At 38.4% G+C, this 25320-nt stretch carries 32 protein-coding genes, 1 tRNA gene and 2 pseudogenes; 7 read left to right on the top strand and 28 right to left on the bottom strand.

Translation table 11 applies throughout. From position 1 onward, the window contains the following. Positions 1–70: 70 nt before the first annotated feature. On the bottom strand, positions 71–1144 hold the full coding sequence (locus IGI38_RS15800; RefSeq protein WP_438733390.1) for a GntR family transcriptional regulator: 1074 nt from the start codon (positions 1142–1144) through the stop codon (positions 71–73). Between the two features lie 275 nt (positions 1145–1419). Further along, complete coding sequence (locus IGI38_RS15795) at positions 1420–1704, bottom strand: DUF1905 domain-containing protein (protein ID WP_438732341.1); 285 nt, start codon at positions 1702–1704, stop codon at positions 1420–1422. Positions 1705–2183: 479 nt separating this feature from the next. Here IGI38_RS15795 and IGI38_RS15790 point away from each other — a divergent pair. The 7 genes and pseudogenes from IGI38_RS15790 (at position 2184) to IGI38_RS15760 (ending at position 6103) form a co-directional block, all read left to right on the top strand. After that, positions 2184–3535: pseudogene (locus IGI38_RS15790) on the top strand (Y-family DNA polymerase). After that, on the top strand, positions 3525–3956 hold the full coding sequence (locus IGI38_RS15785; RefSeq protein ID WP_438732339.1) for a hypothetical protein: 432 nt from the start codon (positions 3525–3527) through the stop codon (positions 3954–3956). Before IGI38_RS15790 ends, IGI38_RS15785 begins: the two are co-directional and overlap by 11 nt. Beyond that, positions 3953–4255 (top strand): DUF5960 family protein, encoded by a 303-nt coding sequence (locus IGI38_RS15780; RefSeq protein ID WP_438732337.1) that lies wholly within the window; start codon positions 3953–3955, stop codon positions 4253–4255. Before IGI38_RS15785 ends, IGI38_RS15780 begins: the two co-directional genes overlap by 4 nt. A 5-nt stretch (positions 4256–4260) precedes the next feature. After that, positions 4261–4851: an SOS response-associated peptidase gene (locus IGI38_RS15775; protein WP_438732335.1), complete on the top strand. Its 591-nt coding sequence runs from the start codon at positions 4261–4263 to the stop codon at positions 4849–4851. A 14-nt stretch (positions 4852–4865) separates the two neighbouring features. Beyond that, positions 4866–5078 carry a hypothetical protein gene (locus IGI38_RS15770; protein WP_438732333.1) on the top strand — a complete coding sequence of 71 codons (213 nt, stop codon included), beginning with the start codon at positions 4866–4868 and terminating at the stop codon, positions 5076–5078. 27 nt (positions 5079–5105) lie between these two features. After that, positions 5106–5393 (top strand): hypothetical protein, encoded by a 288-nt coding sequence (locus IGI38_RS15765; RefSeq protein WP_438732331.1) that lies wholly within the window; start codon positions 5106–5108, stop codon positions 5391–5393. A 134-nt stretch (positions 5394–5527) separates the two neighbouring features. After that, positions 5528–6103, top strand: a complete 576-nt coding sequence (locus tag IGI38_RS15760; protein WP_438732329.1) for an SHOCT domain-containing protein — start codon at positions 5528–5530, stop codon at positions 6101–6103. Between the two features lie 270 nt (positions 6104–6373). On the opposite strand, the gene IGI38_RS15755 is transcribed toward IGI38_RS15760, so the two are convergent. From IGI38_RS15755 to IGI38_RS15630, 26 genes and pseudogenes are all read right to left on the bottom strand, one after another. Next, a tRNA-Ile gene (locus IGI38_RS15755) sits at positions 6374–6447 on the bottom strand. 49 nt (positions 6448–6496) lie between these two features. Continuing rightward, positions 6497–6697, bottom strand: coding sequence for a cold-shock protein (locus IGI38_RS15750; protein WP_090407834.1), 201 nt, complete (start codon positions 6695–6697; stop codon positions 6497–6499). 241 nt (positions 6698–6938) lie between these two features. Continuing rightward, a complete protein-coding gene (locus IGI38_RS15745) occupies positions 6939–8045 on the bottom strand; it encodes a GH25 family lysozyme (RefSeq protein ID WP_438732326.1) in 1107 nt (368 codons plus the stop codon). Between the two features lie 10 nt (positions 8046–8055). Next, positions 8056–8265, bottom strand: coding sequence for a phage holin (locus IGI38_RS15740; RefSeq protein WP_438732324.1), 210 nt, complete (start codon positions 8263–8265; stop codon positions 8056–8058). Further along, entirely contained in the window at positions 8255–8485 is a 231-nt protein-coding gene (locus tag IGI38_RS15735) for a hypothetical protein (protein WP_438732322.1), read from the bottom strand. Before IGI38_RS15735 ends, IGI38_RS15740 begins: the two co-directional genes overlap by 11 nt. A gap of 55 nt (positions 8486–8540) precedes the next feature. After that, positions 8541–9866: a pyocin knob domain-containing protein gene (locus tag IGI38_RS15730; protein ID WP_438732320.1), complete on the bottom strand. Its 1326-nt coding sequence runs from the start codon at positions 9864–9866 to the stop codon at positions 8541–8543. Further along, on the bottom strand, positions 9867–10019 hold the full coding sequence (locus IGI38_RS15725; protein ID WP_438732318.1) for a hypothetical protein: 153 nt from the start codon (positions 10017–10019) through the stop codon (positions 9867–9869). Continuing rightward, positions 10020–12641, bottom strand: coding sequence for a gp58-like family protein (locus IGI38_RS15720; RefSeq protein ID WP_438732316.1), 2622 nt, complete (start codon positions 12639–12641; stop codon positions 10020–10022). Between the two features lie 10 nt (positions 12642–12651). Beyond that, positions 12652–13011 carry a DUF6711 family protein gene (locus IGI38_RS15715; RefSeq protein ID WP_438732314.1) on the bottom strand — a complete coding sequence of 120 codons (360 nt, stop codon included), beginning with the start codon at positions 13009–13011 and terminating at the stop codon, positions 12652–12654. Between the two features lie 12 nt (positions 13012–13023). Continuing rightward, positions 13024–17445 (bottom strand): hypothetical protein, encoded by a 4422-nt coding sequence (locus IGI38_RS15710; RefSeq protein ID WP_438732312.1) that lies wholly within the window; start codon positions 17443–17445, stop codon positions 13024–13026. Next, complete coding sequence (locus IGI38_RS15705; protein WP_311865566.1) at positions 17432–17797, bottom strand: hypothetical protein; 366 nt, start codon at positions 17795–17797, stop codon at positions 17432–17434. The genes IGI38_RS15710 and IGI38_RS15705 overlap by 14 nt, the downstream gene beginning before the upstream one ends. Positions 17798–17829: 32 nt before the next feature. Then, the gene (locus IGI38_RS15700) at positions 17830–18201 is read right to left on the bottom strand and encodes a DUF6096 family protein (RefSeq protein WP_221676770.1); all 372 of its coding nucleotides are present in this window, start codon (positions 18199–18201) and stop codon (positions 17830–17832) included. 72 nt (positions 18202–18273) lie between these two features. Continuing rightward, positions 18274–18711 carry a phage tail tube protein gene (locus IGI38_RS15695; protein ID WP_438732309.1) on the bottom strand — a complete coding sequence of 146 codons (438 nt, stop codon included), beginning with the start codon at positions 18709–18711 and terminating at the stop codon, positions 18274–18276. A gap of 15 nt (positions 18712–18726) precedes the next feature. Next, positions 18727–19092, bottom strand: a complete 366-nt coding sequence (locus IGI38_RS15690; RefSeq protein ID WP_438732307.1) for a hypothetical protein — start codon at positions 19090–19092, stop codon at positions 18727–18729. Then, positions 19089–19628, bottom strand: a complete 540-nt coding sequence (locus IGI38_RS15685) for an HK97 gp10 family phage protein (RefSeq protein WP_438733389.1) — start codon at positions 19626–19628, stop codon at positions 19089–19091. The genes IGI38_RS15690 and IGI38_RS15685 overlap by 4 nt, the downstream gene beginning before the upstream one ends. After that, positions 19618–19971: a hypothetical protein gene (locus tag IGI38_RS15680; protein WP_438733388.1), complete on the bottom strand. Its 354-nt coding sequence runs from the start codon at positions 19969–19971 to the stop codon at positions 19618–19620. The genes IGI38_RS15685 and IGI38_RS15680 overlap by 11 nt, the downstream gene beginning before the upstream one ends. Positions 19972–19979: 8 nt before the next feature. Beyond that, a complete protein-coding gene (locus tag IGI38_RS15675) occupies positions 19980–20312 on the bottom strand; it encodes a phage head-tail connector protein (protein ID WP_438732305.1) in 333 nt (110 codons plus the stop codon). 13 nt (positions 20313–20325) lie between these two features. Continuing rightward, complete coding sequence (locus IGI38_RS15670) at positions 20326–20589, bottom strand: conjugal transfer protein (RefSeq protein ID WP_438732303.1); 264 nt, start codon at positions 20587–20589, stop codon at positions 20326–20328. 13 nt (positions 20590–20602) lie between these two features. After that, positions 20603–21664 carry a major capsid protein gene (locus IGI38_RS15665; RefSeq protein ID WP_438732302.1) on the bottom strand — a complete coding sequence of 354 codons (1062 nt, stop codon included), beginning with the start codon at positions 21662–21664 and terminating at the stop codon, positions 20603–20605. Between the two features lie 14 nt (positions 21665–21678). Continuing rightward, positions 21679–21963: a hypothetical protein gene (locus IGI38_RS15660; protein WP_438732300.1), complete on the bottom strand. Its 285-nt coding sequence runs from the start codon at positions 21961–21963 to the stop codon at positions 21679–21681. Positions 21964–21975: 12 nt separating this feature from the next. Beyond that, positions 21976–22623: a DUF4355 domain-containing protein gene (locus IGI38_RS15655; RefSeq protein ID WP_438732298.1), complete on the bottom strand. Its 648-nt coding sequence runs from the start codon at positions 22621–22623 to the stop codon at positions 21976–21978. A gap of 204 nt (positions 22624–22827) precedes the next feature. After that, positions 22828–23016 (bottom strand): 4-hydroxy-3-methylbut-2-enyl diphosphate reductase, encoded by a 189-nt coding sequence (locus IGI38_RS15650; RefSeq protein ID WP_438732296.1) that lies wholly within the window; start codon positions 23014–23016, stop codon positions 22828–22830. Beyond that, positions 23016–23537 (bottom strand): polymorphic toxin type 50 domain-containing protein, encoded by a 522-nt coding sequence (locus IGI38_RS15645; protein ID WP_438733387.1) that lies wholly within the window; start codon positions 23535–23537, stop codon positions 23016–23018. Before IGI38_RS15645 ends, IGI38_RS15650 begins: the two co-directional genes overlap by 1 nt. Beyond that, a pseudogene (locus IGI38_RS15640) lies at positions 23532–24737 on the bottom strand (minor capsid protein); the annotation flags it as partial. The pseudogene IGI38_RS15640 and the gene IGI38_RS15645, both read right to left, overlap by 6 nt. An 11-nt stretch (positions 24738–24748) precedes the next feature. Continuing rightward, positions 24749–25030 carry a hypothetical protein gene (locus IGI38_RS15635; protein ID WP_438732294.1) on the bottom strand — a complete coding sequence of 94 codons (282 nt, stop codon included), beginning with the start codon at positions 25028–25030 and terminating at the stop codon, positions 24749–24751. After that, complete coding sequence (locus IGI38_RS15630) at positions 25027–25320, bottom strand: ribosomal-processing cysteine protease Prp (RefSeq protein ID WP_438732293.1); 294 nt, start codon at positions 25318–25320, stop codon at positions 25027–25029. The genes IGI38_RS15635 and IGI38_RS15630 overlap by 4 nt, the downstream gene beginning before the upstream one ends.

Here is a 25320-nt window from a genome sequence, read left to right as displayed (position 1 = left end):
CGCTAGATTTTGTTCGTACATATTTTAAACGCACAAAAAAACAGCCCATTCATATGGGCTGCGCCACCTTCTATAATTGTTTTACTGAATCTCTCTCAATCAACGTCGGCTGATAAAGAATATTAGCTGGTTCACGACCTTCTTCAATCGCCTCGATGATCCAATTCGCTGAATCCTGACCTAATCGTTCTTTCGGATGATTCAATGTGGTTAGTTTCACACTGCCGATCTTACTCAAAGCAGAATTATCGTTTCCGATCACCGAAATATCAGTCGGCACTTTTATTCCAGCTTCGCTTAAGCGATCCACCAAACTACTGGCAATCTGATCATTATAGCAAACGACCCCAGTAAGCTGAGGTTCTGCCTCTAAACGCATTATCACGTGATCAAAAATCTGTTTTCTAGTCTCTGTCTCATAAGTGAGAATATCCTCAGGTGAAAATTGAATTCCGAATTTTTCGCAAGCCTTGATAAAGCCCTTCATTCGATATTTTCCCTGCAAGTCATCTATTTTTGTTACCAGCATCAATTTCTGATGATTCTTTTTGATCAAGTGCTCTGTTGCCAAAAAGCCGCTCTCAACATCGTCTACACAAATAAATGGCGCACTGATTTCTTCATAAACCGCATTGATCATCACCATGGGGATTCCCTGTTCCCTCAAACGAACATAGAACGCGAGATTCGGATTGTATTGATTGCTTTTCGTTGGTTCGACGATCAAGCCGGCCACACCTTGAGAGATCATACTTTCAAGGCATTCTTTCTCCTGCTGAAAATCATTGTTGGTGCTGGCTAATAAAAGCGAATATCCCTGTTCCCGCAAAGTCTTTTCAATTCCACGAATAATCGAGGGAAAAATGTAATCCGATAAGTAGGTGGTAACAACTCCGATTGTCTTAAGACCAGCATGAGTCTTCTCTGTTCGCTTATACTTAACATCCACGTATGTCCCAGAGCCCTTTTCTTTCCGAAGAAAACCTTCGTTGGCCAATAAGGCGATCGCCTGACGGATCGTATGGCGGCTGACCTGATAATCCTTTTGCAGCTGCAATTCCGGAGGGATCGTTGTATTTGCTTCATATTCACCAGAAAGAATCTTAGACTTCAATTCATCCGCGATCATTTGATATTTTGATATATTCATACATTATCCTTTCTATCAACTATTCTTTATATACAGATTAACAGAAATAGCAAAATCTTACTATATATGTCCGAACAAATATTTCTGTTTGACTGATTTCCCATACAGATTTCTTTGATATACATCTAAGAACTCGCTCAGTTTTTGAGTAATACAGCTAGTACGTGAAGCCGGACACGACACTGCTGTTAAGCGATTTATTTATATGAAATTTCTATACTTGTATAAAAAATGGCCCTCAATAAGATCATTGAGCGGACCCACTAAGGCTAGTCAATAGCGTAAACACGCACACTAACCATCTCACCGATATCTTTCTTTATCTCTTTCCGAATATCTTTTCGAATTCCTAAAATATAACAAATGCTGCCATCCGAATTCTTTACACCCATATTTACGATACTTCCTTGATACTCCACACCATCAAACTTCGCTTGAACTTTGACACGTCCCTTACCAAATTCTTCGCGAATATCGTATGGAAAAATAATATAGGCGCCACCTTTACCAACGTCCGAAGCATAAATTTTCGAGTCAAATTTGTATTCTTTCATCGTTTGAGCCCACCATTCTTCTTAAAATAAAAAGCCAATGCACCTGCTTAGAAAAAATCTAAATCAAGGTTCATCGGCTATTGAAGTTATATTGGCGGGAATGTGTGGGAATCTCAAATTTCCATTATTGCCCCATAATAGCCAAATTAACTAATCAAAAGCCGATATCAGCACATATGAATATGAATTAATCGTTATTGATACTACGCATTAACGGTACCAAAATCGGTACCATTAAAATCATGGACCGGTGTTGATAAATAACTATGAGCTTAAACCCCTACCTGGGGTTTATTTTTTTAGATCACGCAAATCTGTTATTTGTTGTTCATATGATTCCATTAATTTCACCTCAAATTTTATTATAGCAGACCTTTTAATAATAATATTCTTTATATTGTGTATATATTCTTAATAAACTGTTCGCTTTACAAAAACGAACAAACGTTCGTATAATGTGAAGAGAGGAGTGATTGACTATGAATGACATTAATTTCAACTACGACCTTGAACCTCGACGCGATTATGCTTTCATCGACATGAAGTCTTTTATGCCAGCTGCGAGTTAGTATCGCGTGGGCTACATCCGCTCCGTGACCTTTTGATCGTGATGTCTACTGCTGACAACACAAGCGGTCTAATATTAGCAAGCAGCCCAATGGCAAAGAAAGTTCTAGGAGTACGTAACGTGGCGCGCAAATGGGATCTCCCTACCGAAGCGGAAAACCCTCGCGTCAAAGATTTGATCGTTGCTCCGCCGCGCATGAGATACTACATAGCTGAAAACTTGAAGATACAAAATGTTGTGCGCAAATATGCTGCTGATGAAGATATCATGTGGTACAGCATTGACGAGGGGGTTGTTGATTTAACGGCTTCTCTTAATTATTTTGTGCCTGATCCAAGCTTAAATCGTGCGCAAAAACTAGATATTGTTTCGCAACATATCCAGCAAGATATTTTAAGAGCAACTGGTATTTTTAGCACCGTAGGAATGTCTAACAGTAATCCTCTACTTGCTAAATTGGCACTTGATAATGAAGCAAAGAAAAATCACAACATGCGGGCACTTTGGAACTATGAAGATGTTCCGTCAAAAGTCTGGTCTATCGGAGAAATGGATGACTTCTGGGGAATAGGTAGCCGCATGAAACGAAACCTAGAAAATATGAATATTAGATCCATTAGAGAATTAGCAAATGCATCACCTGAACGTCTACATAAAAAATTCGGAATTATGGGTATGCAACTTTATCATCATGCAAATGGTATCGATCGATCCAAACTTCAAAATCCCTATGTTCCAAAAGGGAAGAATATTGGTAATAGTCAAGTCTTACCACGCGATTATGCAGGTTTTGAAATGCCGCTTCTAATACGTGAAATGGCTGAGCAAGTCGCCATCAGATTGCGACGACGTGGTGCGAAAACTACTACCGTTCACATTTTCGTTGGTTATAGCAAAGATGAAGGGAAACGTGGATTTGGCCGTCAGATGAAAGTTACCGCGACTAATGATACAAACCAATTAACGGAGCATCTTCTATTTCTATTTAATAAATTCTATGATGGACGAGGTTTTATCCGTCATATTGGTGTCACCTACTCTGATCTAGTATATGACGGTGGTGACCAACTAAATCTATTTGAAGATCCGACAGATCAAGAAAAGAGAATTAAAATAGATCAGGCTATGGACCTGATCAGAGAAAAGTATGGGTTTGTTAGTATTGTCCGTGCAAGTTCCACACTAGAATCTGGTCGCAGCATAAAACGCGCGGGTTTGGTAGGTGGCCACAACGGTGGTGCTGGCGGTTTAGATGGATTATAAATTTGAGAGGATGATTTTAATGGGCGAAGCGTTTATGGCATATCATCCTGATCCGTTTGTCAGAAACTATGACGATCGTGGGATGGCCAAATGGATGGGGTTCTACTTAAGTGAGCATACTTCCGAAATGGAAAAAGACAACACGATTAGAAACACCATATATTATAGACGAGAGAAAATGAGCGAGATTGAAATTTCACGAATTCTAGATACTGCATATAGGTATCGCTATTCAGTGATCATTCAGTTAAGTGAACTCAATTCAGAAGGATTTGCTTTTGAGGATGTTACCGGTGTGGTTGAAGGTTATAACGGAAATAAGCTTTACCTTTCCGTGGAAACCGGAATTCAGATTGTTTCGATAGATTCAATTAACAATATTTCTCTATCGAGTTCTGAAAAATGGAGTCGGCTTTCTTGACTCTCAATACCGATGACTTAGAATTTGATTACCACACCGAGAATTCTGAACGATTCACAAAAGACTTTTTGAATTATGTACTTACTGATGTTCCGCTTTTTGCTTTGCAAGATGAATTTTTGTATTTAATGAATAGGCGAAAATTGACGTATTTTAAAATCCCTGGGTATAAATGTGTAGATGGCCAAGATCATATTTTTTATTTTACTTTAAGACATATAGATGAGAATCCGAGAATCAAGGTCTATCGGTATATTGGCATCGATCTTGAAAAACACGGACTTTTTAAAAAGGAGTGAGTAAAATGTGTGGACGTTATCTCTTTGATCCCACTACTGGAGAAATTGATGAATACTGGCAAATCATAGCTGATGTTGCAAAAAAACAAGAAAAGTATAAGCAGCAAGAAATTGCTACAGGCGAGATACTTCCTTCTAATAACGTTTTGACATTAGGTGTAAATAAAAATAATGAAGTTGTTCCTGGAGTTACAAAATGGGGATTCGAAGGATTTAGAAAAGGACAATTAATGATCAACGCTCGTGCCGAATCAGTTGATGAAAAGAAAACCTTCAGCAAACCTTTTCGAGAATCGCGCTGCGTTTTCCCCATGACGGGATTCTATGAATGGAACGCCGATAAAGAGAAGTTTCTTTTTACTGATGGCGGAAAAGTTATGTATGTTGCTGGCTTCTATCGCATGCATGAAAATGTCGCTGAGTCTATTATCATGACAACAGAGCCAAATTCTACCGTATCTCCTATTCATGATCGTATGCCCTTAATCATTGAAAAATACGATATAGATAAATGGGTTCTTGATCTAGATTTTGCTAGAGAGTATTTAAAACGTGATATGAATGATTTTGAAAACTTGAAAGTTAAATCTGCATAATTGGAGTGATTAGAATGAACTTAATTTTGCAGTATGAGCAAGGTTATATTTCCTTTGCTGAATTAGAAGAATCTCTTTGGGATTTTGGTCCAAATGCGATTTACGAGATTGATGAAAAGTGTTTTGTCTTTTATTTAAATAAATCGAACAGCAAGCATCACTACAATTACTATATCCGAAATTATAAGAATGAATTTAGAAGCGATGACAAATGGATTTTCAATTAAATTTTTGCCTTTAAGGAAGTTGATAAAATGAGAGCGAGTGATCTATTAACAGCTTTATCTACTAACGTTTTTAGTAACGAGTATGAAGGTATTTACTCAATGTTTGAAAAACAATTACTGCCTATCACTACTATTCGTGTTGATAATAAAAGCAACTTAGTTCTATTTAGAGAACCAAAGAAATCAGATTTGAAAATTAAAGATTTTTATTTAGCTCTTATGAACAATAAATCAAAAAGTCTAAAAATATGGATTGGTTCCGATTCAATTGATATTTTCGGATTCAGGATGGATGGAAACAAAATTGTAGTATAACTTTTGGAATAACGTTTAGAATAGAAAATAAGTACAATCTTGAAAATGATTGAGTTCAGAAAATATCAGTTTATTTTACTTCTTAAGATGTTAGAATAATCATATAATAAATATCAATTGAAAGAGGGCATATTATGGGACTTTTTTCGAAAAATAAGGATTCCGAGAACGCAGAATTTAGCACAACTACAAAGTTTGGATTAATGAAAATCGATGAAGAGAATAAACTATTTAAGGCAGCTAGAAAAGTTTTTAAATTCGAAGACTTAATTAGTTTTGAACTGGTGCAGGATAATCAAAGGGTTGTTGAAGGTGGAATTGATGCTGGAAGAGCGATCCTTGGTGGTTCGTTTTTTGGTAATGCTGGAGCTACCATTGGTGGACTTTCAAAGGTTAAAAAAGCAGACAAAGATTATTGTTCTAGTATTCAAATTCTTTTTACAGTGAAAAATAATAAGCGTGCAACTCACACTATATCTGTACTCGCTTTGAAACTAGATAAATCTAGCGCTATGTATAGCCAACATAATCTTCTAGCTAAATCTACTATGGAAGGATTCAACTATATTATCAGTTGTAATGAATCAGCTGAACCTACAGATAGTGCGCTTGCGAACTTTGAAGATTTAAAAAAGTTGAAAGAACTTTTTGACCTAGGAATTCTAACAGAAGAAGAATTTGAAGCGAAGAAAACAGAGTTGTTAAAATAAGTGTTACACCTTTTAATCAATCATCCTATTGCAACCTAGTTACTCTATTTGATAAGATATAGAAAACGCGATCAAGGTGACTAACATGACGGATAGGAAAATTAAGAAGATTCGAAAGAAGATACATGAAGACATTACAATTTTTCGCGGGAAAACTCCGTTATGGAAAAGGATCACACTTTGGATCTTAATTACAATTCTCTTAATTGATATCTTGATAAAGCTTCTATAATATGAAAGCAAAGACTACCGTAATAGGTAGTCTTTTTATGTACCCTGTAGGACTCGAACCTACGACCGGACGGTTATGAGCCGTCTGCTCTAACCAACTGAGCTAAGGGTACAAAAAAACCGCCCCTAGGAGGAGACGGTAGATAATTCAACTAATTTTTATTAAGCTTTTTGAATGTTTGTAGCTTGAGGTCCACGTTGGCCTTCTTCAACATCGAAAGTCACTGCTTGACCTTCTTCTAAAGTTTTGAAGCCGTCGCCTTGGATAGCTGAGAAATGAGCAAATACATCATTGCCATCTTCACCTGTAATAAATCCAAAACCTTTATCTGCGTTAAACCATTTTACTGTACCGTTATTCATGTATGTTTCCTCCTGATACGTATCAAAGTACGTGTTTTTTTGCAATTAATTGTTGATAGTAAAAGGAGTTCAATACTTTAAAATACATACAGTCCATATCACATTTCAAAATCGATTACTAAAACACTATACCATCTATCGGAGAGAAAAGCACTATTTTTATCTCATTGATTTTAATAAAGAAGGCTGATCACAAATGAATGGATCAGCCTTAGTATTATCTTCTGATAAGAGATAATGCCTATACGTCTAGATACCAACGTGTTTCAGTCAAATCACTGAAACCATTCTTTACATCGCCGTCTGGATCGTTTGTACTCCGAATCATGATAATGATCGAATGACCAGAAACATCCTTCTGATTGAATTCGATATTGAAACCTGCAACATCATTCCGGCTATATACTTTTGCAGCATCAGCGCGCGGCAAGTCTTTTAACTTGATCCGCTTCAATTCTTTTCCATTCGTGCGATCTAAAATATATGCGTATTGATACTTTTTAGTTCGTGTGCTCCAACCTTCAGCCTTAATTTTACCGTTAACAGCACCAAATCCATCTACATGGCCTTTATCATTAGCAACTTCCATTACAGAATAATTCTGTCCAGCTCTGTATATGTCCGTTACTTCGCTTGGATTTGGATCAGGTAAAGTCGTATATCCGTTGTCAGTGATTCCTGTTAAATCAATATTTCCGTCCAATCCTCCGGCAACATACGTACTAGTGAACTGATAGATTGCTACTCCGTCCATACTTGGAAATACCGACCATACAGGACTTGGAGTTACATTGTAGTTTGGATAAGCAGCCATCCATAAACTATCAGGAAACTCGGCTAAGATTTGCTGATAGTTCACATACTGCAGCGTGAATGGTTTGTAAGAATAATACATCGGTGTGTACCCAGCATCGCGAATCCGCCTCATTCCATATAGGATTGTATCAGTGTTTGCTTGTTTATTTGAACTCGCTCCATGCTCAAAGTCCAATGCAACAATCGAACCTCGCGGCGTTTTCACTTTTGGCAAAAAATAATCCATCGTAGTCTTAGCGATTGACATACTACCATATGTGTCATACCAAATATAAGTATGCGCTCGTTTCCCTTGACTCAAAGCATAATTCACTTGGCTTTCATAGGTCCACTGATTATACAACCCTCCGGCGTTATAACCACCAATCTGTGCAATTGTAAATTTATCATGAGCATAACCAAACCGACCGTTTGCTCCTTGATAAATGGCGACATCTGTCCCAAAATCACCCTTGGCAGCATCTACATTCACCGGGAAAATCAGCAACAAAAAAAGAGCCGCAACGGCTCCAAGTAAAATTTTCTTTTTCATATAGTTCCTCCTATTCATCATCTGACGAAAACATCTTAAATGTTCGATTAGATACGCCAAGTACCGTGCCTAAGAAAGTTCCGATCGCTGTGATGATTATCACTGTGATATCTGTGTACTCCCAATTAATCGCTTTGCCAACTACGCCAACAAATGTAGCCAAAGCCGGTATTACGATCAAAGCTCCCCATTTCAATATTTCAAATGTCTTATTTTGCATCTGCACCACCTCCCTTCATGTCTCTGATATCATGTTCCGCTTCATTCATTCGCCCTTCGAGCTTATAAGTTCTCTCAATTAGATTATTATGTTTCTCAACCTTTTCCTCTAATTTGTCAATACGATAAATTGTCAACTTGTTGGAAAAGACTATGCCTGCAAATGTACCGATTAGTGTGCCGCCAATACTCAAAAACGAAAGTAATAACTCGAAATTCATACTTCACCCTCTCTCAATATAAAAAGCACACTTTCGAGTGTGCTTAGTGATTAATTTAGTCACCTAATCTTTCTAATCCAAATTGGTCAACATTTAAGAATTGTAACGGGCTAGAAGTTCCTCCTGAGTTGGATACACTAGACTCACTCCACGGCTGTAACTTCTGACCTACCTCTAGTGTAATAATCAACTGGGATGGAGTTCTATTCCTATTACGGATAGTACCACCAAGCGGCGCCCAGTCCCATTTAGTCTTAACTGAACCGTCTGCATTTAGCTGATTTAACGCTACATAATGCCATAGGGATGTTTCTGTTCTAAATTGACGTTTAATGTTGGCTGTAACCTTATACGTACCTGCCTTTTTAATTACGGCAAGCCCGTTACTATCAATAGTAAAATACGGGTCTACTACGTCAGGAACACCCGAATATTGGTTGTTATCTGAAATACCAAAACTGCCTAAGTTTGGGTTTGGGTCTGACAGTTGTCTATTTTCTCCCCACACAAATTGACTACCTTTTCGTAACTGTTCAGCTTTGATTAAGTTTGCCACATCATCTGTAGTAGCTTGATTAGAGTCGGCTAACGCTTTTGGTGTAATCATCTTAGTATTATTCGTTCCTGCTGATACCTCAGCGCTTGTAGCTATAACAGGTGTTGGTTTTTGCCATGCTCCCCAAGTAGTAGCGCCTGACTTACGTCTGAAATAAATGTCAGTATCACCAATGAATAACTGAGTTGTGTTATTAGTAGCATTACCTTTGTTCTGTACTAACAACTGGCCCCAAGCGTTACCTGTAGTTGGTTTGTTGGCCCCCGTTGAATTCTCTACGCTGTACGTACCTGAACTAGTTAATGTGTTCCAATCCTGAGCGACAATAGCTGTAGTGTATACTTGCATAAAGTTGTCGTTAACATCATTACTAGTATAGATACGTTGCCATGTTTCCCAAACTTGACCGTTGTAACGTCTAAAGTAAAACCTAGCGTTATTCATAAACAATTGAGTTCTTCCCGTACCACCCCCACCAAAGGCTTGTACAAGTAAAGTACCTGTTCCAAGACCTGTAGCTGGTGCATTAGCCCCTGTGAAATTGGTAACTCCAAACGTTCCAACTTCTGTGTAAGTGTCCCAGTCACCAGAGCCGTAATTTGTTGCATTCTTGCGCATGTATCTTTCATTTGCTTGGGTTTGTGTGTAGGCACCTGTTTGCTCTGCTGTGACCTTATGCGGATTCTCTTTGTCACTCTCATGTTCATCTAGCCCTGTCTCCAAATGATTCATTCTTTCGGCAGTAACTACTGCACCGTCTTGAATATTTTGTTCCTCTGTTTTATTGTCATCATAAGGAATCCAAATTTGTTTTTCGTAAGCCATTTACTCACCTTCTTTTGTAACTTTTTGTTTATTGTTTTGAACTTGTTCCAAAGCTACCTTTAACGAAGCATTTTCAAGCTCTACTTGAGACAGTCTTTTTAATAATTGATCAATAACGCTTTCCGCATTTACTTCAAAACCATTCTCATTCATTTAATTCACCTTCTCGTAATTTAATATTTGATTAGAGTTTTTCTCTGTCATGTCAGTAATGCTTATTGGATATTGAAGCAAATTTGGTGCTTTTTCGTTATTGCTGGATGGAGTTTCCAAATAAAATTCTTCGTATCCTTTTCTATAAGCTACTATTTGCCAACTAAATTCTATGTTGGGTTTGTCAGACTTAACCATGAAACGATCACGCTCTAAATAGCATGCATGAACATTTGCATTTTCATATGGGGATACAAAAACATGATAGTTTCTTGAATCAGTATTGATTGCTTCCAAAAACATGTTTTCGATACTTATTTCTGCATAACCATCTTCGTTAGTTATCGCCTTACCATACGTCGCAAATAAATATTCCGGTGTTTCATAAGCATATAACAAACGTTCACCATAATTTTCAGTCCTTACAATGGAGCTTTTTGTACCATATACATAAAATGATTTGTCAACTGAAGCATCGCTCATCATTCTTGTTGTTGTGCCTCTCAGTTGAATTGTGTTACTAGTAATAAAACTCATTATGCCCGTAGCATTTATAGAAAATCCCGTATTCGTTAAATACAGATACTGATTGCCTCCTATATCAGCTCTGAACGCATTGTTACGTAAATACAAATTTCTATATGTTCCGTTGTCGTTCGTACTATAAGAAAAACCAGTTCGTTCAACACTGAAACTTAACGTATTCCCAGTTGATGAATAAAGACTTAATTTATCCAAGTCAAAGTTTAATTGCATAGTACTAGTTGAACCATATGCAGTAATAAAATTCCTACCCAGTTTATTACTTTTCAAATTGAAGGTTCCGCCATCTTCAACTGTGAAGTACATGACACCTTCATTTTGATTTCTGATCGCACTATATATTTCGAATACTTTTTTTCCATCAGAATTTCTGTTCCACCGAATAGCTCCGTTATCTAAAGTCATATTGTAATCCGTACCTGTTGACGTGATTTTTGATCCTGTTATAGTCGCACCTTTAATCGTTATAGCATTCAGCGTTCCCGTAGATATGGACGAAGCATCAAGATTGATGACTCTTATTTTAGAAGCATCTAGAGTACCGACGCTAATAGTTCCGGCATCAACTGATCCAATCATTGCCGATGTGATTATGGCTTTGTCAATCTTCGTCTCGTTAGTTAGCCATAACTTTGCTCCTTTAATTTTCAGCCACTCTTTACCATCCATCTCGTCACTCAGATTAATGGTCTTAACTATTTCGTCTTTTGGAGTAGAATTCTCAATTTGCTCCTTAATACTTTCCTCTAAAGCGGTGGAGGTCGTCATTACCCATTCGAATACTCCAGGTGATGTTTGTTTATAAACCCATATTTCATCATCAGGTCCGTTCTTTTTAAACCAAATATCTCCCTCTTTGGGATTTTTTGGTTCTTCAGTTCCTTCATAAACATTGTTCTTGCCAGCAGCATCAATCCTATAATCGATTTCATCAAGTTTTTGCTGTAGCGGTCCTTTGAATGATGACACGTTAGCTGAATAGGCTTTAGTGTCAGCACTAACAGTTGAACTAAAACCACCATCAAAAGTCATTGCGTAATTAAGAACTGGTGACTTAAATCGGTTTCCTTCTCTATCCGTCATGGTTACCCAGTCTCCAACTTCAAGAGCAGGATTTCCGCGCCACTTCAAAGTGATCGGATAAAAATTGATGTATCTTATTTTCTGGAAAATATCATCCAATAGGATTTGTGTCATCACATTATTTTCCAAAGAAATCTGTGCTCCACTTGTTGAACCGGACTGAAGAACTGTTGCCTCATTATTAGATTCATCAGTTTGATTAATCACTTTACAAGATATGCCTCTGGGTTGATAAAGTAATTCACTTTTAGTAAGTCCTTTTAAAAAGTACTCATTAGGATCAATTTTGAAGTTTGGATCTGATAATGTCCGAATAGATAATTTTCCTTCTCTATCAAAACAAACAAAACCGCCTTCGAATTGTCCAATCAAACCAATTGCTTGCCTGTATGTGTATCCTATCGGTTTATTTATTGTGTAATTGCTCAGATGATTAAACGATACAGGATCAATAACTGATCCACTTTTGTTTGCTATTTCTAGTGCCACATCAGCCAGTTTTGCTGGATATTTCAACAATGACTCATAGTTTTCTTCCAAAAAAATAAAGCCATCTCTGGCTTCAACAGTTGTAGTTTTTTCATTTCTATCTGGATCGACTCGACCAGAGATATAGAAATTTCCTAAAGAAACAAATTCATACCTATCGGGAACATAGCTAACTAACCTAGCCCTTCCCACTTTCGCTCTATCAACTTTAGATACATGGTTAATATTAGATGGCAAGCCTGTTCCTCTGATCTTGAATCCTATTTCTATTTTTACCTCATCTAATTCCTTTAGACCTTCGATAATTTCTGAGAATACAATCTTTACTGTTGCCGATTGTGTCGACCCAAGCTGAAAGCTTTCGCCACCTAGTACTCCCATGGAATAATCTATTTTCTTGATTTTATCCTTTAGATAAGTAGTTTTATCGTTAATAATTACGCGAGAAAATACCTCGCGCTCTTTGTCTTTGCAGGCTTCAAAAAATTCATTCGTAACCGTTAGCATTCCTTTTCACCTACTTCTCTATTAACGATACGGACAAGCCTTGCCACATCATATTTGAAAATTTTTCATTCCACGAATAAACCGGAATCGTTCGATCTCCACAGTAAAATGTTTTCGTAATTAGCCCCGCCTCGTGTGGGTCAAGATATCTAACAGTAAAAAATGCCGAATCAATTAATCGTAAAATTAAAGAGACCTCTGAAATTTCCAAAGGTCCCCACTTTACATCCAATTTAGTTTTTCTTCCGAGAATATCTCGAACCATGTCTCCATTTGCATTTCTTCCACTAGAACCACTGTCTAAGGTTTGGATGCTTACAGACAATTCTTTAGGTGTTGCAACATTCGATCCTGATACTAAGAAATCCATTAGCTCATCTCCTTATAAGTTTAGTTCTACATTCCCTATTTGTTCATGATATTGATTAATGCCTCTAACAGTTACTTGTCCCAGTCTTGTTGAATCAACCTCTAAAACTACCTCCAATGCACCATCATTTCCTTTTAAATCCAAGTTTGATAGGGCGCTAATAATTGCATTTGCAATCGTATTACCTAGACTAGATAGTAAATTTTCTGATAGGTTTTCCATCCCATTGCCAGTGATAGAAAGACCCTTGTTCTTTCTTCGAGAAGAACTTGAACCGCTATAACCATCCGATGAATCTCTGAACACTTCTGGCATTGTTAGATCCGGTATTCCTTCATATCCCATGAAATCAAGTGCTTCATTGATTCTTTGGAAAGCAAGTTCTGGTTTAGTTACAGGAACTACCCATTCGGTGTTGTTCCCCTCAGACATTTTGTACCAGCCAAAATGATCTACTCTACCTCCATTAGCAAACCCCTTTTTCTTACTATCATTTTCTTGATCAAGCCTGAATAGTTCAGAGATACGATCACTGACAACTCGAAATGCGCTAGATTTAATTCTCTTTGCTGCGCCTAAAGCCATTGAAGCTCCGGGTTCCGGTATTCCTGCTACATCAACGAATTTTTCGAATGCACGATCTAATAAAGCACTAGGGCTGATTGAGCCAAAGAAATTCTTAACGCTATCGATTAATCCGCCTTTGTAGTGAGGAATATTACTCATAAAGTTGTTGGTGTCTTGGCCATTTAACACTTGAGTCCCTTTAGGAAGATTGACCATGTAATCTTTTTGATTTGGGAACATACCAATCTGTCCACTTGGCAATTTGTACATCTCACGCCAATTACTGCCGTCTCCATCGTTTACCATAGCTAAACCACCAGGATGTGAATTAGTACCCGTAGCATAACTGAAATAGGGAACTTGCCATGTTGACAATCGCCACCCAGCTCCCAGACTACTCATCACCCAGTTAACTCCTGAGATAATGCCATTAACACCTTTTCCTATACCAGAGGCTAATCCATTGGCTATATTATTCATGGCTTGCTTAATCGTATTCAGGCCGCTAGACAAACCTTTTGCAATATCGCCAGGTAAATCTGAGGCCCATCCCCCGACTTTCTTAAAGACCTCTGAAGCTATAGTTTTTATTGAATTTAAATGCCCGCCGACTCCATCCTTTAAACTTGAAAATGCGGAAACGGCTTTACTTCTGGCTGTCTCTGCACCAGACCTAACCGCTTCGGCTGCGCTGTTCATCTTCGAACCAGCCGTTGAACGTATTTCTTCAAATTTACTTGAAGTGGAATTTTTTAAATCAGACCATTTGCTCGAAACCCAATCTTTTGCTTGACCTGCCTTATCGCGAACTGTATTTGCAGTATTCGTAAATTTATCTTTAGCAGCGTTATAAATTTCACCAGCTTTACTAGTCACAGCGTCTTTCGCAGCATTCCATTTTTCCGAAGTCCAGTTTTTGACATTATTCCAAGCATTTGCCGTTGCGGTCTTTATACCTTCCCATTTTTCAGAAAGCCAAGCTCCTAGCTCTCCAGCTTTTTCCTTGATAGTATCCCAGTTTTGCCACAACGTAACACCCACAGCAATAATGGCTCCAATAGCAAGAACTGCTAATCCTATTGGACTAGTAAGGAAAGCTATTGCCCCACTAAGAGCTGTAGTTACTCCAGTTGCAATTACCGCTACTCCGTTCCATATAGCAATAGCACCATTTACCAAACCAAGGGCTGTGGCAAATGAGGCAACTATCGTTACAAATGTTGAAAAGCCTTCTGAGTGTTCGGATATCCAGTTCCCAATTCCTGATAAAACGTCTCCGATTTTTTTCAATACATCAACGATTACTCCGCCAGTCCACTCAGCAAGAGGCTTCAATATATTATTCCATAAAAAATCAAAAGCCGGTTTACATCCGTTAATTATTCCATTAACTAAATCAATTGCACCTGCTAAAGCTTCAAAGAACACCGGTATCAATTTTTCAATTGTGAATCCCGCTAATGGTAATAAAACATTTTTATAAAACCATTCAAGTCCATCACCAATATTTTTTGTTAAAGGTTGAATCGATTTCAAAAGCCCATCAATTGATCGAAGCAGAGGCGTAAAATCAAGTGTCTTAGCCCAATCGGCTGTTGCCTTCGTCATATTGTTTATATTTCCTAACAAACCCTCAATTATGCCAAGAATCCTTTTAAAGATTGATTCACCAACATTACCTGTTTGCCAAGCTATAGAAAGACGATCTGCCAAGTTCTTAATAGTATTGTTTATATTAGTAAATATTTCCAGTATATGTCCTGCAATTTTTTCTCCTAAACCATCATTCCATGCATTGCGGAAAGATACTGCAATTTGATGTAGTAGTTCTAAAATAGCATTGAACATATCGAAAATAGATTGAATTAGCGCGGTCCCGCGCCCGTTATCTTCCCATGCTCGTCTAAACGCTCCAGCTATATCACCAATGATATTTAGGACATCCGCCAACAAGATAAGTAGGTTCTCTACAAATTTTTGACCTGTGCCATTAGTCCATACGTCCATGAACGATTTTCCAATTGCTTGGATCAAGCCTCCTACTTCCTTAAGCGCATATTTCCAAGCATCAATCACTTTCTGACCCTGAGCATCCCAAGCTTTCTTTATTGGATCAAAGAGTTTCGACATGATGTCTTTAAACTTCTTGGCGAAATCCGTTAACCATTTAGGCGTTTCAGGAATTGCTGCGGATCCAAAGTCAGCCCAAGGATCAGATCCTGAACCACTTGGGTTCTTTGGCCTTGTTGGTATTTCTTGAGGAACAAACTCATTTGACTCGTCATCGTAATCATCACTAAAGTCTAAAATGTTTAATTCATCAAATCCCGCTAATAGACGTTTATACTCTTTAGCCTTTTTCCGAGCTGCCTCTGTTCTATCATGTTGATCTTTAAGTTGTTTATTTGAACCCTTAATGGATTGGGCCATCTCATCGTATCCGTCTGATGCATCAGATGCAGCACTACCCGTATCATCTAATGCTTGGACATTATTCATCAGTCCTTGTGCACCGTTGAATGCATCACCGATGTTCATTCCGAAAAGTGTGGATATAAATCCAGCGATATAGCCAGTTACTTTAGCTAAAGCTGACATTAAAGCATTTATTGCTGGTAGAGCTGCTTGGTAAATCGGATAAAATGCCGTTAGTAAATTGACCTTAATTTGATTTAAACTTGCTGAAAACTGAGCATTAGTTTGTAATGCTTTAAAAAGACCTCCAGCTAAAGTCATGATTCCTTGGTATAAGAAAGTGAACAAGAACAACTGTGACCATAGCATTTTCATGGATCGGCCAAATCCACCCATACCCTGAGCCATTCTAGATGTTCCGTTAGTAACTTGCTTCGATTGTCGATCAAAAAGACCACCAAATCTGCCGATGGAATTACTCATCATGTTTTTAAATCGGGAAAAGAGTCCTTCGGATTGTTTAGTAGACCCCGAAAGATTTCTCATGCCATTTGCTGCCATACGTGCCTTAACAGGTTGCTCGCCAAGTTCCGTATTTACACTAGACAATGCTGTCTTTAGAACGCCAGAACGATCTTCCAACTGAGCATATGAGCGTTGTAAAGCATCATTGTCTGCAATCAATTTCTCCATTTTTGCTGATTGTTTGGTTATTGCTTCCGCGGTCTTGGTTGATCGTGGAGTATCCTGAACGCCTGTAGATTTCCACTTTCCAGATGAAAAGCTTCCTGTTTCTGTTTGTTGCATCTTCATTTCATTTTTCAGGGCCTTGACTTTGGATCTCATTGCTTCAATTTGCCGTTCGTTGCCTTCCATCTTAGCTGAAATACTTGAAAGGGAGTTGGGGATAGCATCATATTCGGATCTTAACCCTCGAACAATCGCTTGAGCTTGTTGTTGAGACTTGTTCATCTGAATTTGTACTTTGGAAATTTGTTCGCCTATTCTCGACTCACTTTTTGTATCACCAGATAATCGAGCACCGTTTTTATTAGCCTGCAAATTAGAAATTCGTTGTTGTGCTGCTTTCGCTTGCTGCATTTGCGTGTTCACTTTATCAACTGCCGTTTGGACATCCTTTGTCATTTTGACAGCGCCTTTAGATACACCGGCAGAAAGTGATTTTCCAACTTCTTCACCATTACTTGATGCTGATTGGTTCATTCGCTTCAGCATAAAATCAAAATTAGAATTCATTTTCTCGAATTGTTTTGTAAATTTATCGAACCCTTTAGAATCAGATAAATTCTTTTCTACTACATCCATTCCCTGTCCCGATGAACTTTTGACTCGACTCATCATTGAGTCCATCTTTTGTTCAAATCGAGCGACTTTTTCCTCAATCGGGCTCAGGTCACCATCAAAGACAACTTCAAGTCTATCCAGTTCCATGATCTATCCCCTCCTTTTCCTGTTTATTTTTCCGCTCTCGAGTTGCTTTTATCATTTCAGTCCGTTCAATCATTCGGGCCTTCATAATTTCCCAATCTTGCGGTTGATTCGATTGTTCCTGTTTATCTTCTGTTTTTAAGAATGGATAGTGTTGATCTGGTTTAGGCATTTTCTTCGGATCATTAAAACCATATGCATTCAATTGTGCTGCTTTGTAATCCATCATGGCTTTTTCTTCTAGCTGCTGCTTTCTAATCGCAACATTTGCTTCAGCTTGTATTACTATTTCTTCATAGGTCATTGACCAGTATTTCTCTGCAGGTATTCCCGCCTCTACTGCTTTGGGATACATCCCTTGTAACAAATCAGAAAAGGAAGAGAAGCCTACACTAGACTCTCTTCCTCGTTTTTCTCTTCCCCAACTAGGTCTTCTTCGTCCGTCGTTTCCGACTCGAAAAAACCTGCCTTCTCCATCAATTCTTGGATGACTTCGAACAGCTTCATCATTGATCCGCCCTTAGAAATATATTCATCATAAAGTTTCGTCATATCCGCAGACTTGATGTTTGCTGTTTGGTTCGCTGAATGCAAAATGGTTAGCATTTCTCCTAAACGTGGCATTTTCATTCCACCGTTACCAGTCATCATAATTCCGAACAATGATTTTCCTAATTTCTTCTCAATGTCTACAGTTGCGCTTCCATCTAATACAAGGGATAACGTTTTTGCTCCAAAATCTACTTTCATTGGTTTCATATTTACTAGTCCTCCTAAAATTTAAATAGGGTCAGAGAATAATCTCTAACCCGAATAGTTCTTGCTAATCGTTTACGCCCAATCTGGACCATCTGAGACAGTTACAGCTAAGGTAAATTGATAGGCTCCGTTTACTTCACCAGACCCCATTTTCACGGTTATACCACCTGTAAAAGTGCAAACAGCTCCGTCTGGGTACTCCAATTCAAACTGAGCTTCTTTTCCAGACGTTTGGACAGCTTTCAATTTTGTAAAGACTGCTTTTTCATATAAGAACGTGAATTCTAATGAATCCATATCTTGAATACCAGAAATATACTTTTTGTTCGCATCTTCTAGAGTAGTCACATCAACCTGTTCAGGATCTCCATCAACTTCTGGAACTGCTTGAAGCCCCTTAATTTCACTAAAATCAGTTTCCGCCCCTGATTTCATGGACAACTTTGTATCCTTAGTTAATAAACCGGCAAATAATTGTAAATTCATCGGCAAGATTTTTGTTTTCTTCATGGAATTTCCTCCTAATTATTGGTATACAAAAAGCGTTCGATTATCTACCACTCCCCTGAATGTTAGAATCAAACGTTTTAGTGCATCTTGATTGCCATCATCACTGGCAGTGTTTTTAAATCCAATCTCTTTCAATACTTTGATTATTTCACTCTGTATTGCTGATAATGACTTATTTCCATACAAATCAACTTTTACTGTCCATTCAGTTAATGCTTCTTTGTCAGATATGTCTTTCTTGTGTGGCTTTGCTTTTGTCGAATAAATTGCTGCGGGCATTTGCGACCATGTATTGGGATATTCAGCAGATACGAGCTTCAGCTCGACAACCTTTTTCAACTGAGTAACAATATCAGGCTTTATGTTATAACGCTCTGTCATAGTTCCCTCAGTCCTTCCTGCACACGATCTTTATAAATGTCGTCGGCCATTTCAATCACTTCTTTCATTGACGGATATAGCCAAGGTCTAGCAGGCTGCCCACGAGTCATAAAGAAATCTTGACCTTTAATGGTTACTCTCGGGATACCATACACTGTTTCAAGATCAACTGGTGTTTTGTGAGCAGGGATAAACCACCGTTCGGTAGAATACACAGGATTCACACCTGGTGGTAAATCTTTTGGCGATTCGGCCCCAACTGGCCCAGTACCAAGTTCACGAAACAATGCTTCCATTTTATCTGACCACACACGACCAATTACTTTGCCTTTACCATCGATCACGACTTCCTGTTTTGGAGAGCCACTTAATTCTCCTGATCCGTACTTAATTGACGATTGCAAACGACTTGATGCTCTCGCTACAGTTTCATCTACAATATCGAATGTCGCTTCAAAAACAGCATCTTCCATCACTTTAGGAATCGCTCGTATTTTTGACATCAGACGGTCAGCACCTCTGAACTCAACGCCCATCTTCATCACCTAGTTTCTTCAATGTCACGTTACAATGAGTGGAAAATGTTTGAATAGCTACAATTTCATAGTCTGGTTCTTTATCTTTACTAACATAAAGACAAATCCCATCTTTTTCATTTTTCCCTTCTTTGATTTGATCACCCTGATATTTACATGACTTGATGTAAGGAAGGCTTTGGCCATATACAGAAGCCATGACTTGTCCGCCCGCAGATTGAACATTCATTTGAAGTTCAGTTGATTGCGTCGAGAATCCTTCTTGAAAGTTTCCTTCGTCGTCTTGGCCAATTAGGCGTTCTTTTAAATAAACAGTTTTTAGATCTTTCGGTCGTAATCTCATAGCAACCATTAGAACGACCTCACTTTCGCGACACGGTACCGATTCAATTTGGACCGAATCTTTCTAGGAATACCGACCTCAAAAGATTGAGAGACGCCACCTTCAGATCGTGACGTCTCTCCTTCTACCCCTTCTGTATTTCTTCGGAAAATGAAAATATCTTTTACTGCTGAAGACATATTCCCTATGAGCGTATCTCGATTACAGTAATCTAGTGCATCAATCACTGCATCTTTGAGATCGTCAGCTAAAACTGCTAACTCTGCTTCTCCAGAAATAGAGAATTTTCTTGAAAGTTCTTCTTTCAATCGGTCCAACACTTTTTGATTTGTTGCATTCATACTAACTACCCCTTTACAAGGTCAGATCGTTTTCAATAAACAATTGGATCAGTTCTTCTCGATCATTAATAGACTCCGGAATCTCAACTTCAGCTTTTTCTAATGCCTTACGTATGGTTTCGGATTTCACACCCTTAAAGGGATTGTCTTCTACAGTTTCTAAGAGTTCGATTAATTGAGAATTTTGATGCTCCTCTTTGATTGTTAACTCTGAACCTGTTTTATATCTCTTTCCTGCATAAAATACAGGAATATCTAAAACTTTTACTTTTAACATGGTTGTCTACCTCCTAGGCGATTGGTTGTGCTTGGAATACTTCATCAGCTGCTGCAAATGATGGCAATGCAGTTGCTACTGCTTTCGTCCAAGTACCAACTGGATCCTTTGTTTCATCATAGACACATGCTAAAACATTTCCGATAACACTAGTGTCGACAGAAGCATCACGAGTCAAACGAGTTTCTTCTGCAGTCGGTCCATATAACGTTTCACCCAAAGTATCGTCAGTAAACATTACAAAACGATTTTCAGGGAAATATTTTTTCGTAGTATACTTCCCATTTTTTCCTTGTACTTTGTATTTTTCATTGTACGTGCGAAGTACAGGGTATCCGTGTGTTTCCATGAATGCATCTAAGTCACCTTGAGAAACCACACGACCTGAATCCTTGCCGAAAATTGCAGCAATAATCTTTGGATGAGATGCTAAGGCACGATAGACTTTACGAGAAGTTAAAGCTTTCGAAGGTGTTACATCCATTGCATCAATCCAACGTTCCAAATCCTTTAATGGGTCTGAACTAGGATCTGTCCATAGTGCAGTGCCTGCTAAGGCCTCTTGATGTTCTGACGGAATGTTATAATCCACATTCAGATTCAAGTTATTCTCAGCCACAGTGATTTTTCCAGTGGCTAACATTTCCATCCGCATAGCTTCGATACGCGCTCGTACCCCAGCCACTAAAACATCAATATCGTTGTAAACACGACCAATCAAATAATCCTGTTCAGCTTGAGTTCGTGGGTTTTCAATCGCAATAATATCTTTCTCCTTCAATTGCAATTTGCGCTTGATAAGAGATAGTTCCAATTCTTGCTTTCCGCCCTCGCGAGAACCAATTTCTGTTTCAGTATCGAAATCATGAACAGAGGCAGCAATCGGAATTCGGCTACCGCCATTAATTTGATCAAAGGTTAGTGACGGTGTTTTACGTTCAGGAAACAGCGTTTCACCTAATAACGGCGCATACTCACGATCTCGAACATAGTTCAAGACTTCATTTTGAGTGAATAAATCAGTGATTGGTGTTCCAGCAAATAATTGTAAATTCATTTTTTTCTTAGTTAACATATTTATACCCTCCATTATCTAAATTTAATTTCTTTCATAGCAGTTTTTGCATCTGCATTAACTGCCACAGGCAAACGATCTTCTAAAACATACCCTTCAACCATTACTGCACATGGCTGTGGCCCAGTTTCGGCAGTGACTGTCACATCGTTAAAGACAATACCTTTTGCAGTATTATCATTAGCTGGATAAATCTCTCCAGCCTTATAACTTTTATCTGCTTGTTCCGTAAAGTTTTGGAAATTAGCACTCGCTAAAAAGTTGATTTCTTCTACTGTTTTTTTCTTTCCTGCAAACATATTTTTTCCTCCTTATTTTTGACCCCATAGGTCAGTTCTTGGTGCTGTTCGTTCATTTGCGGCCTTTGCTGCACGACTACCAAGTGATTCTTTAGAGTTTTTAGAGTTCTGACCAGCAGGCGGTGTAGCATTGCTTGCCAACCGTTCATTTACTGCTGACTCAACTGCATCTCTAAAAGATTTGGATACTGCTTGATACGCTTCTTCTAGTTGATCCTCATCTCCGCCATAAAGTGGCTTTAACGTGTCAGATAATGAATCGGGCAGTTTATCTGTTGCTAACCGTTTGATTGTTGTTGCTTCGTCCTTCTCACACTTTAGTGATAGTCGATCTGCTTCTAATTGATCACGTTCTTGTTGCAGCTCATATTGCGCCTGTTCTTCAGCAGTCATCTTTCCTTTTTTCTCTGCGTCTTTAATTCGTTGAGCCTGGTCTTTATCCCATGTGGCTTTTGCAGTTTCCAAAGACTTAGACATTTTTTTGTCAAACCAGGAATCTAGTTCTGATTGGTTTTTAAAGGAAATGGCTTCATCATCTTCTGATCCTTCTCCCTCATCACCGTCTCCCTCTTCAGAAAACAATTGTAAATTCATTTGGATTAATGGTTCTTCGCAAAGAGACCGAACAAACCTTTGCATTTTCTGCTTGTTTTTCATCATAAATAGAACTCTCCTTACCCATGCACATTCAAAACTGCATAACAAAAAGCACCCCATCCACGCTATAGCCCAGACACAGTGCTCGATCATTTGATATTTAGTTGTGAACCCACATACGTTTATTTTTGAATTACTTAGCTTTTTAAGCCTTCAAAGTATTGGGCATAATAAAACACTTAACCAACTATTTATGATTAAGTGTCACTACTCAATTAATTCAATTGACTTGATTTGTGAGATACCATAGACTTCATGACCTATTACAATTTCATCTTCTCCGTCCTCGGTATCCTCTTCATCGTTCCAAAATCGAACACGGCCTTTGATGATTTTTCCATTTAATAGCTCAAGTTTTACAGTTTCATTTACATATTCCCACAATTTCAAAATCATCACTTCCCTTCTGTTGGATGCATAGGAACAATGTGTGTTTTAGCCTTAGACATATGAATTTTGTAGCGGTTCGTCGCTGCTGGATTCTTTCCATGGCGGTCATAGGCGACTCCATATTTATCAGTATCAATTTCAATTTCGATCAATGCTTGACTAGGTTTCTTTCTATTGATCACGCCGGACAAATAACTCTCGTCAACAATTTTCTGTAGCTTCTCCATATCGGCCGTAATGTAACTCGGAGTTGGTCGACCTTTTGCTTTATTCTTTGCAACATACTTTTCGTATCGTGGATGACCAAGCTCGTGACGTTGCTGGCTCTCTAAATGGAGATTCGTTGTCAGTGTTCCTTTGTTAATGGACCTTTGCAACGAATACTTTCGCTTGAGCTGCTCCCATGCCTCACTGTCATTATACTTTGTTTCTTGATACTCTTCCAATGATTTCGGGCTATGTTCGTCCCCCAATGTATCCTTAAGTCGCTTTAAATCGGATCTATCTTTTTTCCGATTCTGAATCATTTTCTTTTGAACTTCTATTTCTTCATCCGAATAGTTTTCTTTGAGCATTTTCATCCAATCATCGTAAGTATCACGTTGTTCAATTGTCATTGTTTTACCACTGATCGGATCATTAGCAGTTCGTTTTCCTGTCAGTGATCGTTTTCCGATATACGCAACAGCAATTGTTCGACACCAAGGATGAAACGGTGGATATGTTCCGGCTGCCCCATTAACCACAGCTTCGGAAACAAGATAAATCTTACCGTCTTTCCCCTGACAAATCTTTGAAGTTCTAAAATCTAAAACAGCAACCAAACGATATTCTTTTACACCTCTGTCGCGCCATGCTTTGAGCTTTGCTTGATTCGCCATGTAATTGGCCTCAGTACGTATTAAACGCTGAGCAACACCAATTGAGCGGTCAAATTCGGTGGCTATCGCTTTAGCCATTTCAAACTCGGACATCCCTGTCATAGACTCAACAGTGAATAACTCTTCAAGACGTTTGGCTAAGGCTTCAGTATCTTTCCATATCCTTTTTGAATAGTTCGATCCGTGCCAATGTGAATCCAGAATATTTTTCGTATATTTTGTGGAAAGCTCCTTAAACTCGTAATCATTCGATCGGTTCTTCGGATCATTCCAAACTTCAATTGGCACGCCACGTTTTTGAGCTTGCTTGAACGTCTCTATTTTCGAGTCATACTTTTGACCATCCCACACAGCTTGTTCAATTTGTTGAATTACTGCTTCGGCAGTTGCTTCATTGTAAGAGTCATGTATGACATCAATATAGAAGTCGGTTGACTTGCTCAGCTGGACATCAGCTATTTGTTTAGAAACTAAAAAAGACTTAGCTTTCAAGTCTTCGGCTCTTGTTATTCGCTCTTTAAACGCTAGACCGTTCAATCGTTTTCTTGCCGACTCTTGCAGATCAGGATTAGATACATCATCAGCAAGCTTTCTTAGTTCTACTAGTTCATCAGGCTGGATGGGTTGATTAAGCAAAGCTCGGGTTTCTTCTTCATCCATCCCAGAACGTTGCTTCGCCCGACTAAATAAATTTCTTGCTTGCCGAGTTAAGTAACTCTGAGCTTGACGGTATGCAGTTATAACCTTTTGTTCGACTCGTTGAGCGGCATCATTGATTTTCTTCTCTTGCTTTATACCGCGATCGAGCCAATAGAAGTCATTTTGTTTTTGTTTCTTTTGAGCCATTTAATCAGCTCCTAATCACTCACGATTTCATAAGTTAGTTCAAAAATATAAGGTTTACATGGATAATACTCATCTTGAACCCCTTTAATAATGTAATCACCATGATTTACTACCATATCACCTTCCAGCGTATGAATTACTGGTTGATAAGTGAAGTATTTTCCTAAAGAGCTTTCACCCATCGTGACATCCCTTGTATCTACCATCGGATAAGCATTATGACGTTTGTAAATCCAATCCTCTGCGTTAAAAATAGTTACCTCAACAACAACTGGTTTTTTTTTCGCTTTCATTCGATCACCTCTACCGAAACATGTTCGGGGTATTTTTGCTGAATATCATACAAGCCACAAAGCAACGCTTCGACTAACGCATTATCAATCTCATTTGGATTAAGAATTGACACTCGTTGATCGTGTAACTTCACATAAGATTTACATAGCATTTGATTAGTAATCGTAATAAAGAGAGTAGAGACACCAGCGCAAACAATGTCCTTGCCTGGTTCAGCGAAATAAGCATGCCCAGTAACTTCATATTCAATAAACAAACCGTTACTCTTTTTGAATGTTGCTTTTATCAT

The sequence above is a fragment of the Enterococcus sp. AZ128 genome, assembly GCF_051714485.1.
Classification (GTDB): domain Bacteria; phylum Bacillota; class Bacilli; order Lactobacillales; family Enterococcaceae; genus Enterococcus_A.
This window is presented reverse-complemented; position numbering and strand designations above follow the sequence as displayed.